This is a genomic window from Pseudomonas sp. 2835 (assembly GCF_050435905.1).
Taxonomy (GTDB): domain Bacteria; phylum Pseudomonadota; class Gammaproteobacteria; order Pseudomonadales; family Pseudomonadaceae; genus Aquipseudomonas.
In genome coordinates, this window is sequence record NZ_JBNDLE010000005.1 from 269,738 (window position 1) to 290,585 (window position 20,848).

Genomic DNA, 20,848 nt, shown 5'->3' on the forward strand with positions numbered 1-20,848 from the left:
TCCTTAAACATTGCGCCGCCCGGCCGACACTCAAGGTATCAACCGTTATCGCAGGAGTGTCGGCATGAATGGTAAATATGTTGCTATCGCTGCAGGGTTGCTGTTCGGTCTGAGCGGGGCCTGCATGGCCGCCACGCCGGTTGCGCAAGGCGTGATCCATTTCGTCGGTAGCATTGTCGAGTCGCCGTGCACGCCTTCGGCCCGGGCCGGTAGCTTGCACCTCAGCGATTGCCCGGCCCAGGCCCGGGGTACCCACATCGATACGCGGCGGGTGGAGCCGCAAGCCTCAGTCAGCGCTCCCGATCATGCGCCGGTCAACGTCAGGCTGGTGGCCGACAGCGGCAAGGCCGGGCGCTACTACAACCAGCAATACGCGCTGGTGGATGCCTCCGGCAAGGCGCTGAGCTCCGGTGCTTACCTGATTACCCTGACCCTGCCTTAAGGCTTGGGCGTAAGGGTGTTTGAGAATTGTCTTAGAGTCTGGGAACACGACCAACGGTAACCTTGCCAGTACTTCAGCGAGTCGCAGCTTCTATAAAGGCTCGCGAAGCCCATCTGTCAGGTTTACCGAATGTCAAACATAGCACTGCGCATAGTGATCGCTGATCGGCAGCAGGATCAGCGAAGCAAGATAGAAAACATGCTCAACCGTCTGGGTTATAGCCGCGTCGCCCACTTGAGTAGCTTTCAAGCGTTGCAGGCGGCGACCCGGGCGCAGGGCTCGCCCTTTGACCTGTTGATCGTCAATACGGTGCTGGTGCCTTCCCGCCAGTTCAACCTGTTGAAGTTCTGCCACGACAATCCGCGCATCCGCCATGCGTTGATCTATGAAGGGCAACGCGCCGATTGCACGCGGGTCTCGGTGCCGGTCAATGGCAGGATTCAACTGTGCCTTTCGCGCGCCCCCGACTTCGACTCAATCAAACGCTGCATGCACAGTGTCGACCCGCTGTTGGCACGTTAAACACTGAATCCGCCCTCCGCGCGCTCTTGGTTTTTCAAACGCCAACTGGTAGCGTGCAGCACCTCGCTGTATTGCCCGATCCCTTCGTAATTCGTTGCCTGTCAATGGCAGACGTACGCGAGTACCCGCTGCCCTACTCAAGGGCAGCGGCGCAGGACGCATCGGGTGATGCACAGTCATTCGCAAATGGAGTTCACAATGACGCAAAACAGCACCGTGCTGTCCGGTATTGAACTGGATCAATTCATCGACCGTCTTGAGGTCGAGCATCAGGAACACGGTGACGACTACGTGCTGGGCCAGCTGCGCGCCCAACCGCTCAAGGCGGCTTCGCTGGAATCGATCGACCGCCTGCACGTACTGTGGGTCAACGCCGGTGACGCTGACGCCTCCAGGGCGGTGCTGGTCGACGACGGCCAGGCGCTGATCGAGGCGACGGCAGAAGAGGCGCGCAACGAGCTGAAGGTCAACCTGCTGATCTACCAACTGCGCCTGTGCAACTACCTCAAAGACGAGCAAGGCCTGCTGCTGGCCCTCGACACCCTGCAGCAACTGAGCAACGAAGCGCTGGCGTTCGATATCGAGCAGTACCGGCGCTACCGCATTTTCGACGATCTGCAGCACACCACCCTAGACGTCGCCCTCAAGGCCATCGAGGTGCGTCACACCCTGGCGTTGATCAACCCCGGCCGTCACGCCCTGCGGGCCTGGGACGATGCCGACCAGCATCGGCGCCGGGCCCGGGTGCTGGCTGCCCACGAACGTGACGAAGAGGCGCGCGAAGCGGCGCTGGCGGCGATTACCGCGTTGCGCACCGCTGGCGAAGGTCAGGACGTCGACGGCAACGACTGGCTCTGGCTGGGCGATGCGCTGATCGAAATCGTGCCGCTGCGCCTGGCGATGTTCGAGCAACCTGTGGTGCAGTTGATCGCCGAGCTGTCGTTGCCCCAGCGCCGCGAGTGGGAAGTGCGCCTGGCGCGCCTGGCTGCGCGCTCATTGAAGGCTCAGGGCGACCTGCCCGGTGCCTTGAAAATCTGTGAAGTGGCGACCCTGGAACTGGACTCCAGCGGCAGTGACAACTTTGTCGAATTCCACTTGCCCTGGTTGCTTGAAAACGGTCAGATCGACGACGCCGGGCAGCGTGCATTCATGGAAATCTATGGCGTTCGCACGCAGATGTGGCCGGGTATTGCCTACTGGGTCCACGATCGCCTGCTCGATGCCGAGGACCAATCGCCATGGTGGCCGCTGTGCGTGATGCGCGCCTGTGATGATCAACAGGTGCTGGAGCGCTTTACCTCCGGGCTGCCATGGCGCGATGAATCGACGCCGTCCATGGGCCCGCTGCTCGATGCGCTGCATGCTGCCCGCGATGACCTTGAGCAGATCGACAACGTTTTCGCCCAGGCTTTGGAAGAGGCCCGACGCCGCGCGCCGAATCACCCTTGGATCAACCGCCTGCTGGCAGTGCGTGAACGTCAGGCCGGGCGCATTGACGCCAACACTGAACTTACGATGCTGCGCGAGGCCGTTACGGCCGGCAATATGCAAGACCACCGCAGCGCCTACAGCCTGTTCAGCGCCCATGCCAGTGTGTTCGGCATTGTCGATGCCTTGCGTCAACCGCTGCCGACAATGGCCGCTGGCATGAACTATTACAGTTTCGCTTGCACCATCGACGACCTGGTCGAGGTGGAAGTCGAGAAGCTCTCGAGCGAGGAGGCAGATCAGGCCTGGTCGTTGTTGCGCGAAGTACAGAAGGTGGCCTACGAACACGGCCAGGCTCGCATGGAGCAATGCTTCGCCACCGGTCGCGGGCATCGTTACGATGCCTGTGCGCACACGTACTCGATGCTCTGCAACAACCTGGCGATCAACTACCGCTGCTACAACGACCAGCGCATGTATGAGCAGGCCCTGGAGCTGCATGCCCGTGGCATTGCCGCCAGCCCGTTCGCAGAGCACTATCATGGCACCCTGCAAAACCGCATTGAGCTGGGGGATGACCCGGGTATTGCCGAAGCCGCCGAACAGCTCTGGCACTTCGCAGCCGATTACGGCTACAGCCGCCACGACCCCGAAGAGTACCTGTTCGAAGTCAGCCGGGCCCTGTACCGCCTGGACCGCGAACGCGAAATCCTGATCTGGCTGGAGCGCGTGCTCAAATGGCAGGAAGAGCGCGGAGTCGCCGACAAGGACCTGGAAATCTCGCAACTGTTCGCGCGGATAAAAGTGGCCACGTACCTGTCGTACAACCTGCCGGAGGCCGCCACCAGCCTGTGGCTGCGCTACGCGCCGTATATCAACGAAGGTGACATTGCCAGCCTGCTGGGCTGTTCCGGCGATGTGCTCAAGGGCCTGGGGCGCAAGGAAGAGGCCATCGCCTACTACCAGCGCTCGATCCTGCGCAGTGATCCGGACAACGCTATCGACCAGAGCAACAATGAAATCTTCAGCCAGAGCATCGCCGAGCTGCAGGCCGTTGAAAAACCGGCAGGCAAGGCCTGGTGGCAGATATGGAAGTGACACCGCAGCTGCGGCAGTCCGGTTACGCCCCGCGCAACGCACTCAATGCCGATCAACTCAAGCGCGGCATTGCCGAGCGCAGCAAGGCCCGCGGTGATGCGCCAGAGGTGGGTAAATGGTTGCTCAACCATTTCTACCGGCACCTGGTCGGCAACTTCGAGCCTGCACGGCGGATTCTGACCCTGGAGCAGGCTGTCGAGGTGCTGGGTGCCGAACCGCCGTCGTGGGTGGCCAGGCATTTGGCCGACGCCGGCAAAGAGTCGCAGCAGGCGCCGGCGCCGCTGGTCTGGGTCGATCCGCAGCAGGCACCACTGCTGGCCGAGGAGGCCTTGCTGGTGGAGTTTCTGACCTCGCGCCAGGGCACCGCGCTGGCCGGCAAGCTCGACCGCATCAATTGCCCGCAGGCGCTGGCGCTGTGGCACAAGGAACACGCGCAGATGGCCGCGCGGGTCGAGCAGGGCTGGCGCCAGAGCCAGCCGGAGGCGTTGCTCACGCGGGTCACCACTGCGGAGCACGTGTTGCAGGAACTGCGCCCCGAGAGCCCTTTGTTGCGCGCCGAAATGGCCTTTGAAAGCTACGTGATGCGCCACTGCCTGGGCCAGTTCGCCGATCGCCGCGCCCTGACTGGCGGCTACGGCGAGCGCTATGCCGAAGCGGTCGAGCAGCGGCGCATGCGCGTATTGAGTTTTCGCGACGGCCAGGGTCAGCCACACATCACCATCAGCCTGATCGTTCAGGCTGACGGCACCTTGACCGTCGAGCAGGTCAAGGGCAAGCAGAACCGGCCACCGGTCGAGCGCTATTACCAGGACCTGCTGCAGTGCCTGAATGCCCTGGGCACCGACCAGCAAACACCCGCCGACTGCATCGCCATCGGCATCGTACGCACTGAAGCTGGCTGGCTGCGTATCGAAGAGGTCAGCGACCCGACCGCGCAGACGCGCCTGGTGGCGCGCTACCCGCAGCTGTACGAGCGCCTCGATGCGCCGTCGGCCATGGTCGAGTGGCTGGTGGCCGGGCGTCAGCCGCAGCAGTTCCTGCAGGCTGCCCCGCAGGCGGTGTCGGTCAAGTACGCCACCCGGCATATCTTCAGCAAGCGCGCTGAGCGTCAGCTCAATGATCCGCTGTACCAGACCGAAGGCGAGCCGTGGCCGGACATGACGCCGGCCCAGGCCGAGGAAATCCAGGCCTGGCAGGCTCGGGCAAGGTAAGGAGAAGCGCATGTTTTTACTGATCGCGGCGGTTGTTTCAGCCTGGTTGTTGTGGCGGGCATTGCGACCGCGCGCCGCGTCGTTGTTCAGCCAGCGCAAGCACTGGTCGTTGTTGCTGGCCAGGCCCATGGCCGATGCAATGGGCGTCGAGGGCTTCTACTCGCCGGCCTGCGATCACTTCAACGAGCAAGCGCAGAAGATCGTGCGGGCAGCGTTGCTGCACCAGGCCGGGGTTCGCAGCAACTGCGATGACGAGGCGGTGCGGGCGCACTTCAGTGCAACCCTCGAACAGCAATGGTACAGCCTCGACCTGCAGGCGCTGACGGCCAGCGATGAGCCGCGTGCGGCCATGGCCTTTGCCTGTGCGCGGGTGGCGTTTGTGGCCCGTTGCGCGCTGCTGATGCGCTGGCTCGAGCCTGATCTTGCCTGGCGTGTGCTGCTGCTCAATGCGCAGCGGGCCCAGGACTGTTTCGACAGTTGGGAAGACTTCGGCAAAGCCTATAAGCTGGGGCGCGAGCAGTGGGTTGCGGCGTTTCGCGTCGACTCGCTGGGCGAAGCGTTTCACGAGCAGCATTTGCGTCAGTTGCTGGCGCCCGGCAGCGGCGCCTGGGCCGATATCCCCTGGCATACGCCCGCGGCGTTGAGCCCGGAGCTTGCGAGGTAACGGCGCAACTGCTGGTTCAAGCATCCGAGAGGGCATTGCGATGATCGGCTTCACCTTCCGCCAGCTGGAGTACTTCGTCGCCGCCGCCGAGCAGGGCAGCGTCAGTGCGGCGGCGCGCACCAAGCACATTTCCCAGCCGTCGGTGTCGCTGGCGCTGTCGCAACTGGAGGCGAGCCTGGGCGAAAAGCTCTTTCATCGCCAGGTCAGCCGCGGCCTGGAACTGACCCCGGCGGGGCGCAAGTTGCTTGAGCAAGCGCGCGACATGCTCAACCTGGCCTCGGCCATCAGTGGCAAGGGTGAGCAGCAACAGGTAGTGCGCGGGAGCCTGAGCCTGATCTGCTTCCAGGACCTGGGGCCGTATTACGCCCCGCGCTTGCTGAGCGGCTTTCGCCGGCGCCATCCGGAAGTCACCATCACCTTGTTCGAGGCCGATCTTGCCGAGGTCAACAGGCGCCTGGCCGATGGCAAGGCAGAGCTGGCGCTGACCTATGACGTGGGGCTCGATGCGCCGATCGAAAAGCGCGTGCTGGCGCAATTGACACCTTACGCCCTGCTGCCGGCCGATCACCCGCTGGCTTTGCAGGAGCGGGTATCGCTGGTGGACCTGGCCACTGAATGCCTGATCCTTGAAGACATCGCCCGGACCCGCGAGTACTTTCTTTCACTGTTCTGGGCCCATGACCTGCAACCGGCCAGCCTGCAACTGACCCAGACGTTCGAGATGCAGCGCGGGCTGGTTGCCCATGGCTACGGCGTGGCGCTGTCTTGCACCCGCCCGGTGGCCGATTGCAGTTACGACGGCCAGCCATTGGCGTGCAGGCCCTTACTCGAAACGGTCAGCCCGCAGCCGGTGGTGCTGGCCCAGTCCAGCGCCATGCGCCCGTCACCGGCGGCGCAGGCCTTCCTCGACTGGGCCAGCGAGCAGTTGGCGACCTGATCAGTTACCCGGCGACCCGGCCAGCCTGACCTGCGCTTGGCGGGCGACGAACAGCCAGTAGCCCAGCGACAGCAGGGCCAGCCAGCCGATACCCACGTACAGGGCCATGCGCGTGTCCGGGAACCAGGCCAGCACGCCGAAGATGAACAGCATGAACACCACCGCGCAGGCCGGGCCGACCGGCCAGAGCGGTACCGGGAAGTGCAGCCGGGCCACCTCGTCGGCGCTCATGCCGCGGCGCATGACGATCTGCGACAGCAGGATCATCAGCCACACCCAGACAATCGAAAAGGTCACCACCGCCGCGAGGATCAGGAACAGGTTGTCCGGCGCCAGGTAGTTGAGCACCACCCCCAGCAGCAGGGCCACGGCCATCACTACCACGGTCATCCACGGCACGCCGAAGCGCGACAGCTGCGCGAAGCTGGCCGGCGCCTGGCCGTTGTGGGCCATGCCGTACATCATCCGCCCGGCACTGAAGATGTCGCTGTTGATCGCCGACACCGCCGCCGAGATCACCACGATGTTCAGCAGCGTTGCTGCCGAGCCGATGCCCAGGCCGCTGAAGATCTGCACGAAGGGGCTGCCTTCGCTGCCGATCTTCGACCAGGGGTAGATCGACATCAGCACAAACAGGGTGAACACGTAGAACAGCAGGATGCGCAGTGGCACCGAGTTGATCGCCCGGGGGATCACCCGCTGCGGGTCCTTGGCTTCGCCGGCGGTGATGCCGATCATCTCGACGCCGCCGAAGGCGAACATCACCACGGTGAACGAGGCGATCATGCCGCCTACACCATTGGGGAAGAAGCCGCCATGGCTCCACAGGTTGCTCACCGCCGCCAGGGGCTCACCGGCGCCGCCCAGCTGGATGCCGAACATCAGCACAGCGGCACCGGCAAGGATCATCGAGACGATGGCGGTGACTTTCAGCAGCGACAGCCAGAACTCCAGCTCGCCAAACACCCGCACGCTGCACAGGTTCAGCGCACCGATGAAGAAGACGATGCCCAGCACCCAGATCCAGCGCGGCGTGTCGGGGAACCAGAAGCTCATGTAAACACCGAAGGCGGTGACATCCGCCAGGCACACCACCAGCATCGAGAAGGCGTAGCTCCAGCCGGTGAGAAAACCGGCAAAGCGCCCCAGGTACTGGCTGGCGTATTGCCCGAAAGAGCCGGACACCGGGTTGCGCACGGCCATCTCGCCGAGGGCGCGCATCATCATGTAGATCGCCGCGCCACCGATCAGGTAGGCGAGCAACACCGAAGGACCAGCCAGTTTGATGGCCGCTGCAGAGCCATAGAAAAGCCCGGTGCCGATGGCAGAACCGAGCGCCATGAAGCGAATGTGGCGGGTACTCAGACCGCGCCGCAAGGCGGTGCTGTTTTCGTTCATCCCAGGTAACTCCTCGTTGTTCTTATTCTTGGATAGCAAGGCGCCGTAGGACACAGGCAGGGCCATTAACCGGCCAAAGGCAGGGGGCTGACAACCGCCGTGCCATACAGATTGCCTATAGTGGCGCATAGGTAATCTGTGGTTTACCGGCTGCGCGCGGGCGCCCAATACTTTTGTCATTACAACAAGAGAGGTGGTCTGCGATGAATGCCGATATCGAACAGTTCCAGCGTGACGGTGCAGTGGTCTTGCGTGGCGTGTTCCGCGACTGGATCGAACCGCTGCGCGAAGGTTTTGAACAGAACCTGGCCGCGCCCAGCGCCTTTGCCATCGAGAACGTCGGCAGTGGCGAAGGCGGGCGCTTCTTCGAGGATTACTGCAACTGGCAACGCATCCCGGCATTCAAGGACTTCGTGCTCAACTCGCCCGCTGCGGCGCTTGCCGGGGCGCTGATGCAGTCGCGGCAAGTGCAGGTGTTCCATGAACACATTCTGGTCAAGGAGCCGGGCACCTCCAAGCCCACGCCCTGGCACCAGGACCTGCCGTACTACTGCGTCGACGGCCTGCAAACCGCCAGCTACTGGATACCGCTGGACCCGGTCACCCGCCACAACACCCTGAGCGTAGTGCTCGGCTCCCATCGCTGGCCCAAGCCGGTACGGCCCAAGAGCTGGGCCAGCAACAAGGATTTCTATGGCGCCACCGATGCAGGCTCCGGTGAAAGCCTGTTCATGGACATGCCGGACGTGGAGAACGGCGAGTACCAGATCCTCTCGCCGGAGCTTGAGCCAGGTGATGCGGTGGTGTTCGATTTTCGCACCGTGCATGGTGCTGCCGGCAACAACGGCAGCAACCGCCGCCGGGCCTTCTCGACCCGCTTCATGGGCGACGATGTGCGCTATATCCAGCGGCCCGGGCGGACTTCGCCGCCGTTTCCGGGGATTGACCTGAAGAGCGGCGATCGCATGCGCGAGGACTGGTTTCCGGTGGTGTGGGCGCGGTCTTAAGGGGGCTGGCAGGAGCGAGCTTGCCTGGCGATGCGATGTGGCAGGTAGATCGCTATCGCGGGTCAAGCCCGCTCCCACAGGTATTGCGGGCTACTTCAGATGGGCGACGATCTCGTCCTTGATCTTCAGGCGTTCCTTGCGCAGCCGGGTGACGGTGTCATCGGCGGCGCTATCGTTCTCGGCATCGACGACTTCGGCGTCTTTGCGGTTGTAGTCTTCATGCAGCTGACTCAGCCGCGGGTCGTGTTGTTTCTTCTCGATGAACTGCTCCTTGGTCAGATTCAAGTCTGCGAGCAAATCGTGCTTGACCGGCATTTCTTCACCTCTCCGGGGTTTGTGGGGTGGAAGTCATGAACTTAGAGGATAGTCGTCTTTGCCGGGTTTCGGGGCTGGGGTAGTCTGTTGCAACATTTGCCCCGCCCAGGACTCCGTGCAATGCCTCATCTTCATGTGGAATACAGCGACAACCTGAAAAACCTCGAGGTCGACCGCCTGCTGCTGCGTCTGAACCATGCCCTGGTCGGCAGCGGCCAGTTCGCCGAAGAGCTGGACATCAAGAGCCGTGCCGTGGCCCTGGCAAGCTTTCGCGTTGGCGTGGCGCCGGTGGAGCGCGCGTTCGCCCACATCAAGCTGGCGATCCTCAGCGGGCGTTCGGCCGAGATCAAACGCCAACTGTCAGCCAGCCTGCTGGAGGTACTCAAGGAAGCCGTGCCGGGCACGCCGGGGCTGGACATCCAGTTGTGCGTCGAAGTGATCGATATTGATCGTGATTCCTATTCAAAAGTGCACGTGCCGGCGTGAATTAGCACTGTGCTGAATAAAGGCTGAACAACGTGCTTGAATAGACGCCAGGCAACTATTTGTTGGCGTCTTTTTCACAAAAAATTGATGACTCGCTACTTAAAGTTCGGGCAGTTTCCAGGTAGTGCCGCAACGGCACTGTTCCCGTCGTTTAAATAAGCGAACCGTCATGTTCAAGGTCAAACCCCTGCGGGCCGAATGGGTCACGTTGATTGCCAGCCTGTACCTGTTGATCGGCTTCAACTCGTTGTTGTGGCAACACCTGGCCTCGGTGCTCTCCACCGATGGCCATGGCCTGCTGTTGCGCGCGGCCTTTGGCGTGATGATCCTCTGTGCGTTCAACCTGGTACTGACCCTGCTGGCCTTCAGGCCGCTGCTCAAGCCGCTGCTGATCACGTTGTTCATGCTCAGCGCCGGGGTGGCTTACTTCATGAGCCAGTATGGCGTAATGATTGATGTCGGCATGCTGCGCAATGCCATGGAGACCAATGCCACGGAAGTACGTGACCTGCTCTCGATTAAACTTTTTTTATATATCGTTGGGTTAGGTGTTTTGCCGTCTTTATTATTGTGCAAGACACCGGTTTTATACCGCAACTGGGCCCGCGAGTTGTTCGGCAAGTTGCTTGCCAGTGTCGCCTGTGTTGTGGTGCTGGGCGCCGTTGCGTTGATCAATTACCAGGGCCTGGCTTCGCTGTTTCGCAATCACCATGAAATCCGCCTGATGCTGGTGCCGAGCAATGTTGTCGGTGCCTCCCTGGGCTATGTCGGCGAGCGGGTCGGCAGCGCCGCCAAACCGTTTCGCGCCATCGGCGAGGACGCCAGGCTCGATGTCGCCTGGCAGCAACATACGCGCAAGTCGCTGACCGTGCTGGTGGTCGGCGAGAGCGCCCGGGCGCCGAACTTCGGGGTGCTCGGCTATGGCCGTGATACCACGCCGCAACTGAGCCAGGAACAGGGCCTGATCGCCTTCACCGACGTGCACTCCTGTGGCACCGAAACCGCCGTGTCGGTGCCCTGCATGTTCTCCGGTTTCACCCGCAAGGATTACGACGCCAGCACCGCGAAAAACCAGGAAGGCCTGCTCGATGTGCTGCAGCGGGCCGGGCTGGCGGTGCGCTGGCGCGACAACCAGTCTGGCTGCAAGGGCACGTGCGACCGCGTGACCTTCGAGGATGTCAGCAACCTCAAGGACCCGGCGTTGTGCGCCGACAACGAATGCCGCGACGAGATCCTGCTCAAGGGCCTGGACAGCTTCATCGACAACCTGCAACAAGACACCGTGCTGGTCCTGCACCAGATGGGCAGCCACGGGCCGGACTACTACAAGCGTTACCCCAGAGCCTACGAGCGCTTCACCCCGGTGTGCCGCAGCAACGCCCTGAACCAGTGCAGCCAGGACAGCATCGTCAATGCCTATGACAACACCCTGGTCTACACCGATCATGTCCTGGCCTCGCTGATCGACCTGCTGCGCAGCAAGCAGGACAAGGTCGACACTGCCATGCTGTACCTGTCCGATCATGGCGAATCGCTCGGTGAGTACAACCTGTACCTGCACGGCACGCCGTACATGCTGGCGCCGGAGCAGCAGAAACACGTGCCGCTGCTGGCGTGGTTCTCCGACAGCTACAAGGCCAGCTTCGGTGTCGATGGCGACTGCCTGCAGAAGGCCCGCAACCGCCCGCTGAGCCAGGACAACCTGTTCCATTCCATGCTTGGCCTGCTGCAGGTGCACACCACCCTGTACAAGCCGCAGCTGGACCTGTTCGCCAGTTGCCGGCCGATGTTGGCCCGGCACTGATCACAGGCGCGGTAGCGGCGGCAGGGGTAGCGGTCGAGTGGTTTCCCGACGATGGCCTGCGCCGTATATACTGCGCGCCATTGTTTGTGGGAGAGCCTTGTGGCCATTGATATTCACTGGATTTGCGATGACCGCAGCCTGGCAGAGCATTGCCAGCAGTGGCGCACGCTGCCCTTCGTGGCACTCGACACCGAGTTCATGCGGGTCGATACCTTTTATCCGAAAGCCGGTTTGATCCAGGTCGGCGACGGGGCACGGGCCTACCTGATCGATCCGCTGCGCATCGGCGACTGGCAGCCGCTGGCCGGCCTGCTCGAAGATGCGCAGGTGATCAAGGTCCTGCATGCCTGCAGCGAAGACCTCGAAGTGCTGTCGCGCCTGACCGGCAGCCTGCCGGCGCCGCTGTTCGACACCCAGCTGGCCGCCGGTTACCTCAACCTGGGTTTCTCCATGGGCTATTCGCGCCTGGTTCAGGAGGTGCTCGGCATCGACTTGCCCAAGGGTGAAACCCGCTCCGACTGGCTGCAACGCCCGCTGTCGGAAACCCAGGTCAGCTACGCCGCCGAAGACGCCGTGCACCTGGCCGAACTGTACGAGCGCCTGCGCCCGCAATTGTCGGATGACAAGAACGCCTGGGTGCTTGAAGACGGCGCCGAACTGGTTGCCCAGCTGCGCCGCGAAACCGACCCCTACGAGCTGTACCGCGAGGCCAAGCTGGCCTGGAAGCTGTCGCGTGCGCAACTGGCGGTGCTGCGCGAGCTGTGCGCCTGGCGCGAGCGCGAAGCCCGTGCCCGCGACCTGCCGCGCAACCGTATCGTGCGCGAAAACGCCTTGTGGCCGATGGCCCGCACCCAGCCGGACTCACTGTCGGCGCTGGCCAAGATCGAAGACATGCACCCGCGCACCATTCGTCAGGATGGCGAGTTTTTACTCGGCCTGATCAAGCAGGCCGCCAGCCTGCCGCCAGAGCAATGGCCGCCGGCGGTGCCCGAGCCGCTGCCGATCGAAGCCTCGGCGCTGCTCAAGCAACTGCGCGCCATCGGCCAGGCCGAAGGCGAGCGCCTGAACATCGCCCCCGAGCTGATGCTGCGCAAGAAAACCCTGGAACTGCTGCTCAAGAGCGGTTACCCCAACGGACCCTATCAACTCCCCGAGTCGCTGCGCGGCTGGCGCCGTGAGCGCATGGGGCAGGCGCTGCTCGATTGCCTGGCGGGCGCCGGAGACCAACCATGAAACGTATCTGCTCGATCTACAAGAGCCCGCGCAAGAACGAAATGTACCTGTACGTGCTCAAGGCCGAGGGCCTGGAGCGCGTACCCGAGGCTCTGCTGCCGTTCTTCGGCAAGCCGGTGCATGCCTTTGACCTGGTCCTGACCCCGGAACGCCAACTGGCCCGCGAAGATATCGCCAAGGTCCTGGAAAACCTCGAGCAGCAGGGCTATCACCTGCAGATGCCGCCGGCCGAGGACGAGTACATCGAGCACCTGCCAGAAGAGCTGCTGCGTCGCAACGACCCGATCTGACCTCCCTCACAGCCGCGCCGCCAGCCCCTGGCGGCCTTCGCCGTTACCCAAGGTTGTTATGAACATGCGTGTTTTGATCGCTGAACAGGATCATGCCCTCTACGCTCGGCTGTTGCGCGAGATGGCACCGGACCTGGAGGTCCTGAACAGTGGTGATTCGGCCGAGCTTGCGCGGATGGCCGCCGCCAGCCCGGTGTGGCTGGGCCAGCCGGACCTGTTGGCCACCCTGCTGCGCCAGGGCCATCAGCCGCAGTGGCTGCAATCGACCTGGGCCGGCATCACGCCGCTACTGGCTGACGGCCTGCAGCGCGACTACCGCCTGACCCGGGCGGTGGGCATCTTTGGCCAGGTCATGGCCGAATACGTGCTCACCTACATGCTCGGCCACGAGCGCGAGGTGCTGGCGCGCCTGGTCAGCCAGGTCGAGCGTAAGTGGGATGACCGCCCCGGACGCAGCCTGCAAGGGCGCCGGGCGCTGATCGTCGGCACCGGTGATATCGGCCAGCAGGTGGCGCAGTTTCTGTTGCCGTTCGGCGTGCAGCTGTACGGCATCGCCAGCCAGCCGCGCCAGCAGGCGCCGTTTATCGAAGTGGCCGGTCTTGACGACCTGGGGCGTCTGGTCGGCGAAGTCGATTACGTCATCAACCTGCTGCCGGATACTCCGGCGACCCATGACCTGTACAACGCGGCGTTGTTCCAGCGCTTCAACCCCGAAGCGCTGTTCATCAATGCCGGGCGCGGCGTGGCGGTGGTCGATGCCGACCTGGTCGAGGCCTTGAAGAAGGGCCATCTGGCCGGCGCGGTGATCGATGTCTGCCGCCAGGAGCCGCTGCCCCAGCGCCATCCGTTCTGGACCGCCTGGGGCTTGCTGCTGACCGGGCACAGCTCGGCGCCGACCTCGCCGGCGGCGATGGTGCGCTTGTTTGTCGAGAACCTGCGAGCGTATGAGGCGGGTCAAGGGTTACGCGGGGAAGTGGACTTTCAGCGCGGCTACTAACAGCAATGCCGGCTCCCGCAGGTTTGACGGCACCCTTGACCCAGTGGGAGCTGGCCTTGCCAGCGATGGGCTGCAGAGCAGCCCTTGAAAACTACAGGCTGAAATCACCCTCAGCCGCCAACTCGCTCAACGGCCGCCGCGGGCTCGGTACTTCCCGCGCCTGCAGACCTTCAGCGAGGGTCGACTTGTCGCCCAGCTTGCCGATCGCCACTGCCGCGTGCAGGGCGTAGCCTTCGGGAATCTTCAGCTCCTTGCGGGTCAGTTCCTGATCGAAACCGGCCATGCCGTGGGTGTGCCAGCCGCTCAGGCTCGCCTGCAACGCCAGGTGTCCCCAGGCCGAGCCGGTGTCGAAGGTGTGCCACAGGGCCGGGGTTTCTTCGCTGGCGCCCGGCGCGGTGAAGCTGGTCTTGGAAATGATGATCACCAGCGCCGAGGCGTGCTGGGCCCAACTGCGGTTGAACTCGTTGAGCAAACCAAGGAAGCGTTCCCAGTTCGGCGTGTCGCGGCGGGCATAGAGGAAGCGCCAGGGCTGCGAGTTGTAGGCCGAAGGTGCCCAGCGTGCGGCTTCCAGGAAGCTCAGCAGGGTGGCCTGGTCGATCGGCTCGCCGGTGAAGGCGCGCGGCGACCAGCGCTGGATGAACTGTTCGTTGATGGCGTGATCGGCAACGCGAGGATTTGCACTCATCTTGAGTTCCTGAGAGTTGGGGTGGTGACCGCTGGTCAAACTACTGTGTCATATGAGCGCTGACAAGCGGTCTGGCAATGGCCGGTGTCAGGCCCTAGACTGGCGCCGCCGCGCCACTGCGCACGAATTGAAACAGGACACCCGCTACATGACTGCCAACGCCAATCCATTCTGGATGCGTAAAACCCTCGAGCAACTCGATCGTCAGGAGTGGGAGTCGCTGTGTGACGGCTGTGGCCTGTGCTGCCTGCAAAAGCTTGAAGATGAAGACGACAATAGCGTCTATTACACACGTATCGCCTGCAAGTTGCTGGACCTCAAGACCTGCCAGTGCAGCGATTACCCGAACCGCATGCAGATCGTACCCGACTGCATCCAGCTGACGCCGGGCAAGGCCGACCAGTTCAAGTGGCTGCCGACCACCTGCGGTTACCGCCTGGTCAGCGAGGGCAAGGACCTGCCCGGCTGGCATCACCTGGTGTGCGGCGATCGCGAGCAGGTGCACAAGCAACGGATTTCACAATCCGGGCGCATGCTCAGCGAAGACAGCGTCGATGAAGACGACTGGGAAGACTATCTGATTTTCCGCGCCGGCTGAGCCCCGCAGAGGGTCGTCGGAAATCGCGTTTGGCGGAACAAGGAGTTTCTGTATGCGTGTGCGTTGCCATGGGTGGCTGGTGTTGGGCCTGCTGGCCAGTTCGCCGGCCTGGGCGAAAAAGGTCGATCTGGATTACCACGTGCGCTTGTTGCCACAAAGCGAGCAGGCCGAAGTGCGCCTGACCCTGGCTGATGGCGCCAGCGTGCGCAGCCTGGACTTCGACCTGGGCAAGGACGGCGCCTACAGCGACTTTCAGGCCGACGGCCAATGGCAGGTACAGGGCGACGATCAGCGTGGCCACTGGCAACCGGCGCCGGGCAAGAGCCAGTTGACCTACAAGGTACGTCTTAGCCAGCGCCTCAAGGGCGGCGCTTTCGAGACCCGCATGACCCCGGACTGGGCGCTGTTTCGCGGCGATGACCTGGTGCCGCCGGCACGCCTGGACCAGCACGACGGCACCGAACTGGTGGCACGCCTGAGCTTCGAGCTGCCCAAGGGCTGGAAAAGCGTCGAGACGCCGTGGCCGCGCATCGGCAAGCAGCGCTTTCGCATCGACAACGTTTCGCGCCTGTTCGACCGCCCGACCGGCTGGATGCTTGCCGGCACCGTCGGCACCCGCCGCGCGCGCCTGGGTGAAACCGAAGTCAGTGTCGCCGCACCCCAAGGCCAGGGCATGCGCCGGCTGGACAACCTGACCCTGCTGACTTTCGTCTGGCCGCAGCTGCAGGCGGTATTCCCGCGCAACCCGCCCAAGCTGCTGCTGGTCGGCGCCCGCGATGAGCTGTGGCGGGGGGCGCGGGCCGGGCACAATTCCATCTACCTGCACAGCAGCCGTGCGCTGGTCGGCGAGAACGGCTCGAGCCCGCTGCTGCGTGAGCTGGTGCATGTGTTCGCGCAGATCAACGACCGCGAAGCCAGCGACTGGATCGGTGAGAGCCTGGCCGAGTACTACGCCAGCGAGCTGCTACGCCGCGCCGGCGGCATGACCGAGGAGCGCTACCAGGCCCAGCAGGCGAGCCTTGAGCGCAGTGGCAAGAAGGTCAGCAGCTTGCGCGGCGAGCAGGTCGATAGCGCGGTGATCGCCCGTGGCGTGCTGCTGTTGCGCGCGCTTGACCAGGAAATCCGCCTGCACACCCACAACCAGCGTTCACTGGATGATGTCACCCGGGCGATGATGCGCCTGAACAGCGTCAGCACCGCGGAGTTCATCCAGCTCAGCGAAAGCGTGCTGGGCAAATCGTCCGAGGTGCTGCAGAGCAAGCTGCTGCGTTAAGGCTTGGGGTCTTGCAGGGCGTCGTTGCCGGTCACCGTGGTGCCGCGGGTGGCGGCTTCGGCGTTGGCCTGTAGCGCTTGCAGCTCGGCGCCGCTGCGTTCGATCTTGCTGCGAATGTTGTCCAGGTCGCTACGGCCGCGCTCGATCAGGCTTTTTACCGAGCTGTGGCCGGTGATGCCTCTGGCCAGAGCGACGCCGCCGATAGCCACCTGAATCAAGCCGAACAGGCCGCCACGGCGCAGGCCCTTGCCGACCATGATCACCCCGGTGGCGACCGAGCCTGCGCGTTCCCAGCCGTGGACGTTCTGTTCGCTGGCCATATGCGCTGAGTTGGCCGGGATAAGCGTCTGTTTCTCGGACATGATCATTCTCCAGTAGGGGCGATGGTCTACAGCAGACCGCCGGGCAGGGCGGGGTGTTCAGTCGAGTTACTTGAACTTCGGTCCGGAGCGGGTATTCAGGCCCTTGGCCAGACGGTCGTAAAGCACCACGTTGACCGTGGCGGCAAGGTTCATGCAACCGTTGGTCGGGATGTAGATAGTCTCTTCGCACCAGGCCCGCACGCTCGGGTCGAGGGAGCCGTCTTCGGGGCCGAAGATGTAGATCGCACGGTCCGGGTGGGTGTATTCGGGCAGCGGCCGGGCACCATCGACCAGCTCGACCGCCACCGGCGTGCAGCCCAGGGGGATGATCTTCTGCAGGTCGTCGATGCCGATCAGCGGAATATCGTAACGCACACGCTTGGTGTCGGTGACGAAGTCGCGGGCGCGCTCATAGCGCTTGCCGGTGTAGAACACCGAGTTGACGCCGTAGCAACCCGCGGCGCGCATCACCGAACCGACGTTCTCTGCTGACTTGGGGTTGAACAGACCAATGCAGCTGTACCGTTTGTTCGCCACGTGCCGGGGCCCTTCGCAAAAAAGACGCGATTATACGGGCTTGCCGGCGACTGTGGGCGCTTCAGTCCTTTTTCAGCATCCCGGCCAGGGCCGCAAACGGATTGTGGGTGGCCTTGGCGATGCTCGGGCTGCTGGTCGAGCCTTCGCTGAAGTACTGCTGGTCGGTATAGCGCGAGTGCTCGTTGTCGTGGCAGTACAGGCACAGCAGCTCCCAGTTGGAACCGTCCTGGGGGTTGTTGTCGTGGTTGTGGTCACGGTGGTGCACGGTCAGCTCGCTCAGGCGCTTGCCGGCGAACTCACGGGCGCAGCGGCCACACACGTGCGGGTACATGCGCAGGGCCTTGTCACGGTAGCCCATTTCCTTGTCGCGCTTGGCGTCGGCGAGGATGCGGTCTAGCCGTGCGGTGGCGGCGGCAGAGGATGACGAACTCATGGGATTACCTTTTCTCGGGCTTGTTACGGTTATGCCTTGAAGTTTAGCCCGATGGCGGGCAATTCGGACAGGCAAACCGTGCGCCGTGGGAGTAGCCTGTAGCCAGGACCTTCAAGGAGCCTGTGCATGCGTTACGCGATCATTGCCGTACTGATCTGTGCCAGCTTGCAAACTGCCGCGGCCGCCGAGCTGCAGCCACGGTTGATCACACCAGTGCCGGGGGCGCCGGGCACCGCCACGCCAACACCCTATCCGCAGGTGACGCCAAGTACGCCGCCGCGGGCCGGTGATGCGCGACCGGGCTCGCCATTGCTGCCGCCGATGCCGCTGCCCGCTCCGCCCAAGGACCAGCCGTTGCCCGGCCTGAATCCGGACAACAGCAAGGGCAAGGGCGACTAGACCTGCTGTGCCAGGCGCTGGCCGTCCTGCATGCGCAGGCGCCGCGACAGGGCCACGGCCAGGGCGCGAATGATCTTGGCGGCGATCTTCGGGGCGTCGTTGAGCATCTTTTCCAGCGAGTCCTTGCCCAGGTTGAGCAACTGGCAATCGCTGGCAGCGATGCAACTGGCCGAGCGCCGTTCACCGTCGAGCACGGCCATTTCGCCGAAGGCGCGGCCCTTGCGCAGGGTAGCGATTTCGACCTGGCGCTGCTCGGCGTCGGTCTTGCGCACCGAAACCACGCCGTGGTGGATGATGCACATGAAGGTGCCGGCATCGCCTTCGCGGAAAATTTCAGCGCCTTCGCTCATGCTGCTGATGCTGAAATAGCCGGCGGCGGCCTGGAAGTCGACAGGCAGCAACTGGTCGAACAGGCCGCAGTCCATGAGCATGTCGCGGATTTCGTTGTTGAGGTGGGTGGGTTCAGGCATTGGCGTCGTTCTTTTAGTTTTGTGGTGTCTGTTCTGGGGCTGCTGCGCAGCCCATCGCTGGCAAGGCCAGCTCCCACAGGATTTGTGGCAGCAAGCCTGGCCGGCGATTCGCTTGATCAGACAACAAATTTTCCGATTTACACCACGCCCAGCACGTTAAATACGAACGCATACTCCAGCGCCACATCGCGCAGTCCCTGGTAGCGTCCGCTCATGCCGCCGTGGCCGGCGCCCATTTCGGTCTTGAGCAGCAGCAGGTTGTCGTCGGTCTTGGTCACCCGCAGCCGCGCCACCCACTTGGCCGCTTCCCAGTACTGCACGCGGCTGTCGTTGTAACCGGCGATCACCAGCAGGGCTGGGTAGGCCTGGGCGCGGACGTTTTCATAGGGTGCGTAGGCCTTGATCCGCTCGTACACCTCGGGTTCTTCGGGGTTGCCCCACTCGTCGTATTCGGTGACGGTCAGCGGCAGTTCCGGGTCGAGCATGGTGTTGAGCACGTCGACGAACGGCACTTCGGCAATCGCCACCTTGAATAGCTCCGGGCGCTGGTTTAGTACCGCGCCGATCAGCAGGCCACCAGCGCTGCCGCCGCTGATCGCCAGTTGCCCGGCGCAGGTAACGCCCTGGGCGATCAGGTGCTCGGCGCAGGCAATGAAGTCGCCGAAGGTGTTGTGCTTGTGCTCCTGCTTGCCGGCGCGGTACCAGGCTTCACCCAGCTCGCCGCCGCCACGCACGTGGGCGATGGCAAAGGCCACGCCGCGTTCGAGCAGGCTCAGGCGGGCGTGGGAGAACCACGGGTCGAGGCTTTCGCCATAGGCGCCATACCCGTACAGGTACAGCGGCACCGGCTTGCCGACGTCGACGCGGCGCTGCACCAGGCTGATCGGTACCTGGGTGCCGTCGGCGGCAGTGGCCCACAGGCGCTGGCTGACGTAGGCATCCGGGTCGAACGGGCCGAGCACCGGGGTTTGCTTGAGCACTTGCTGGGCGCCGTTGGCCAGCTCCAGCTGGCGTACCTGGGCCGGGCGGTTGAGCGATTGGTAACGCAGGCGGATGCGCGGGCTGACGAACTCCAGGCTGTCCTGCACGTACAGGCTGTAGGCGGCGTCCGGCAGCTCGACGCGGTAGGCCGGCAGGCCTTGCGGGCGCACTTCGATGATCGGCAGGCCGCCTTCGCGCAGGCTCAGGGTCAGGGCGCTGGCGTTGAGGGTCAGGCCTTCGAGCATCACCGTGTCGCGGTGGGCCACCAGCAGTTGCCATTGCTCGCGGCTCGGCACGCTATCGGCATCGGCCTGGTACAGGGCGAAGTTGATGCCGTCCTGGTTGCTGCGGATAAACCAGCGCCACTGGCCTTCGAGCTGGCCATGGTCGGGGTAGTACTCGTGACCCTCGACCCGCGGCGCCAGGCAGGTGAAGGCCTGCTCGGGGTGTTCAGCGTCGAGCACCCAGGCTTCGCTGGTGGTCTTGCTGTTGAGCAGCAGGATCAGTTGGCGCTCGGAGCTGGCGCGGTAGCAGTGCAGAAAGAATCGGCCGTCGGTTTCTTCATACACCGCTTCGACACTGGCGCTGCCCAGGCGATGGCGCAACAGCTTGTGCGGGCGATGGGTGTCGTCCAGCTCGGCGAAGAACAGCGTCTGGTTATCGTTGGCCCAGGTCATGCTGCCGTCGCAGTCCTCGAACGGCAGCTGCTCGATGGCGCCGCTGGCCAGCTCCTTGACGTACAGGGTGTAGATCTCGTCGCCCGTGGTGTCCAGGCTGTAGGCCAGGCGCTGGTGGTCGGGGCTGATGCTGAAGGCACCCAGGGACAAAAAGCCACCCTTGGCCAACTCATTAGGGTCGAGCAGCAGTTCTTCGCGGCTTTCATCGACCGTATTGGAATCGTCGGCCGGGCGCGGGCAGCGGTAATGGCGGGCGTACTCGTCGCCGGCAGTGGTGCGCGTGTAGTACAGGTACGGGCCCCAGGGCGAGGGCAGCGACAGGTCGGTCTCGAGGATGCGCGCCTTGATCTCTTCGAACAGTTGCTCGCGCAGCGGCGCCTGAGCGGCCAGTTGCGCCTCTTGATAGGCGTTCTCGGCGTTCAGGTACGCCAGCACCTCGGGGGTGTCGCGCTGCTGCAGCCAGGCATAGGGATCGGCACCTGCGGCCTTGCGGGCAATCGGGGCACGAGGAGCGGTGGCGTCTGCGGACATGCGGGGTTCTCTTGGCTGGGGGGCGCCTGCGCGCGGAAAAGTGTTTATCATAAGCGTCTATTTACCTAGC

23 protein-coding genes are annotated in these 20,848 nt (G+C 63.7%); 15 read left to right on the plus strand and 8 right to left on the minus strand.

The features are described from left to right. Positions 1-64: 64 nt before the first annotated feature. From ABIE20_RS09580 to ABIE20_RS09605, 6 genes are all read left to right on the plus strand, one after another. Positions 65-442, plus strand: a complete 378-nt coding sequence (locus ABIE20_RS09580; protein ID WP_429504656.1) for a type 1 fimbrial protein — start codon at positions 65-67, stop codon at positions 440-442. Positions 443-640: 198 nt separating this feature from the next. Further along, the gene (locus ABIE20_RS09585) at positions 641-964 is read left to right on the plus strand and encodes a chemotaxis protein CheY (protein ID WP_429504658.1); all 324 of its coding nucleotides are present in this window, start codon (positions 641-643) and stop codon (positions 962-964) included. Between the two features lie 198 nt (positions 965-1,162). Then, positions 1,163-3,490 carry a hypothetical protein gene (locus ABIE20_RS09590; RefSeq protein ID WP_429504660.1) on the plus strand — a complete coding sequence of 776 codons (2,328 nt, stop codon included), beginning with the start codon at positions 1,163-1,165 and terminating at the stop codon, positions 3,488-3,490. Beyond that, a complete protein-coding gene (locus ABIE20_RS09595) occupies positions 3,481-4,701 on the plus strand; it encodes a hypothetical protein (RefSeq protein WP_429504662.1) in 1,221 nt (406 codons plus the stop codon). Before ABIE20_RS09590 ends, ABIE20_RS09595 begins: the two co-directional genes overlap by 10 nt. A 10-nt stretch (positions 4,702-4,711) precedes the next feature. Beyond that, positions 4,712-5,365, plus strand: coding sequence for a DUF1266 domain-containing protein (locus ABIE20_RS09600; RefSeq protein WP_429504664.1), 654 nt, complete (start codon positions 4,712-4,714; stop codon positions 5,363-5,365). A 40-nt stretch (positions 5,366-5,405) separates the two neighbouring features. Then, positions 5,406-6,302 (plus strand): LysR substrate-binding domain-containing protein, encoded by an 897-nt coding sequence (locus ABIE20_RS09605; RefSeq protein ID WP_093386266.1) that lies wholly within the window; start codon positions 5,406-5,408, stop codon positions 6,300-6,302. Here the strand turns inward: ABIE20_RS09605 and ABIE20_RS09610 are convergent, their stop codons facing one another. After that, positions 6,303-7,700, minus strand: a complete 1,398-nt coding sequence (locus tag ABIE20_RS09610; protein ID WP_429504665.1) for an amino acid permease — start codon at positions 7,698-7,700, stop codon at positions 6,303-6,305. Positions 7,701-7,903: 203 nt separating this feature from the next. Here ABIE20_RS09610 and ABIE20_RS09615 point away from each other — a divergent pair, with 203 nt between their 5' ends. Next, positions 7,904-8,707 (plus strand): phytanoyl-CoA dioxygenase family protein, encoded by an 804-nt coding sequence (locus ABIE20_RS09615; RefSeq protein WP_093386256.1) that lies wholly within the window; start codon positions 7,904-7,906, stop codon positions 8,705-8,707. A 90-nt stretch (positions 8,708-8,797) separates the two neighbouring features. On the opposite strand, the gene ABIE20_RS09620 is transcribed toward ABIE20_RS09615, so the two are convergent. Continuing rightward, positions 8,798-9,022, minus strand: a complete 225-nt coding sequence (locus ABIE20_RS09620) for a YdcH family protein (protein WP_429504667.1) — start codon at positions 9,020-9,022, stop codon at positions 8,798-8,800. Between the two features lie 120 nt (positions 9,023-9,142). Here ABIE20_RS09620 and ABIE20_RS09625 point away from each other — a divergent pair, with 120 nt between their 5' ends. The 5 genes from ABIE20_RS09625 (at position 9,143) to ABIE20_RS09645 (ending at position 13,832) form a co-directional block, all read left to right on the plus strand. After that, a complete protein-coding gene (locus ABIE20_RS09625; protein WP_429504669.1) occupies positions 9,143-9,508 on the plus strand; it encodes a 5-carboxymethyl-2-hydroxymuconate Delta-isomerase in 366 nt (121 codons plus the stop codon). Positions 9,509-9,677: 169 nt separating this feature from the next. Next, complete coding sequence (locus ABIE20_RS09630) at positions 9,678-11,312, plus strand: phosphoethanolamine transferase (RefSeq protein ID WP_429504671.1); 1,635 nt, start codon at positions 9,678-9,680, stop codon at positions 11,310-11,312. A 99-nt stretch (positions 11,313-11,411) separates the two neighbouring features. Further along, positions 11,412-12,545, plus strand: coding sequence for a ribonuclease D (gene rnd, locus ABIE20_RS09635; protein ID WP_429504673.1), 1,134 nt, complete (start codon positions 11,412-11,414; stop codon positions 12,543-12,545). Then, positions 12,542-12,835: a YcgL domain-containing protein gene (locus tag ABIE20_RS09640; RefSeq protein WP_429504675.1), complete on the plus strand. Its 294-nt coding sequence runs from the start codon at positions 12,542-12,544 to the stop codon at positions 12,833-12,835. The genes rnd and ABIE20_RS09640 overlap by 4 nt, the downstream gene beginning before the upstream one ends. 64 nt (positions 12,836-12,899) lie before the next feature. Then, complete coding sequence (locus tag ABIE20_RS09645; RefSeq protein WP_429504677.1) at positions 12,900-13,832, plus strand: D-2-hydroxyacid dehydrogenase; 933 nt, start codon at positions 12,900-12,902, stop codon at positions 13,830-13,832. 91 nt (positions 13,833-13,923) lie between these two features. On the opposite strand, the gene ABIE20_RS09650 is transcribed toward ABIE20_RS09645, so the two are convergent. Next, a complete protein-coding gene (locus ABIE20_RS09650) occupies positions 13,924-14,517 on the minus strand; it encodes a nitroreductase family protein (protein ID WP_115088257.1) in 594 nt (197 codons plus the stop codon). 148 nt (positions 14,518-14,665) lie between these two features. Between ABIE20_RS09650 and ABIE20_RS09655 the strand changes: the two genes are divergently transcribed. Then, the gene (locus ABIE20_RS09655) at positions 14,666-15,115 is read left to right on the plus strand and encodes a YcgN family cysteine cluster protein (RefSeq protein ID WP_429504679.1); all 450 of its coding nucleotides are present in this window, start codon (positions 14,666-14,668) and stop codon (positions 15,113-15,115) included. A 58-nt stretch (positions 15,116-15,173) separates the two neighbouring features. Continuing rightward, entirely contained in the window at positions 15,174-16,388 is a 1,215-nt protein-coding gene (locus ABIE20_RS09660; RefSeq protein WP_429504821.1) for a hypothetical protein, read from the plus strand. On the opposite strand, the gene ABIE20_RS09665 is transcribed toward ABIE20_RS09660, so the two are convergent. The 3 genes from ABIE20_RS09665 to ABIE20_RS09675 all read right to left on the minus strand — a co-directional run bounded on the left by ABIE20_RS09665 (position 16,385) and on the right by ABIE20_RS09675 (position 17,720). Continuing rightward, the gene (locus tag ABIE20_RS09665; RefSeq protein WP_429504681.1) at positions 16,385-16,750 is read right to left on the minus strand and encodes a YgaP family membrane protein; all 366 of its coding nucleotides are present in this window, start codon (positions 16,748-16,750) and stop codon (positions 16,385-16,387) included. The genes ABIE20_RS09660 and ABIE20_RS09665 overlap by 4 nt on opposite strands. A gap of 66 nt (positions 16,751-16,816) precedes the next feature. After that, complete coding sequence (locus ABIE20_RS09670; RefSeq protein WP_429504683.1) at positions 16,817-17,287, minus strand: RNA methyltransferase; 471 nt, start codon at positions 17,285-17,287, stop codon at positions 16,817-16,819. Between the two features lie 61 nt (positions 17,288-17,348). Further along, positions 17,349-17,720 (minus strand): YajD family HNH nuclease, encoded by a 372-nt coding sequence (locus ABIE20_RS09675; protein ID WP_038996595.1) that lies wholly within the window; start codon positions 17,718-17,720, stop codon positions 17,349-17,351. 126 nt (positions 17,721-17,846) lie between these two features. Here ABIE20_RS09675 and ABIE20_RS09680 point away from each other — a divergent pair, with 126 nt between their 5' ends. Then, complete coding sequence (locus tag ABIE20_RS09680; protein WP_429504684.1) at positions 17,847-18,119, plus strand: hypothetical protein; 273 nt, start codon at positions 17,847-17,849, stop codon at positions 18,117-18,119. Here ABIE20_RS09680 and ABIE20_RS09685 read toward each other — a convergent pair. Next, positions 18,116-18,589: a cyclic nucleotide-binding domain-containing protein gene (locus ABIE20_RS09685; RefSeq protein ID WP_123565863.1), complete on the minus strand. Its 474-nt coding sequence runs from the start codon at positions 18,587-18,589 to the stop codon at positions 18,116-18,118. The genes ABIE20_RS09680 and ABIE20_RS09685 overlap by 4 nt on opposite strands. 137 nt (positions 18,590-18,726) lie before the next feature. Then, positions 18,727-20,778 (minus strand): S9 family peptidase, encoded by a 2,052-nt coding sequence (locus ABIE20_RS09690; protein WP_429504686.1) that lies wholly within the window; start codon positions 20,776-20,778, stop codon positions 18,727-18,729. Positions 20,779-20,848: the final 70 nt, after the last annotated feature.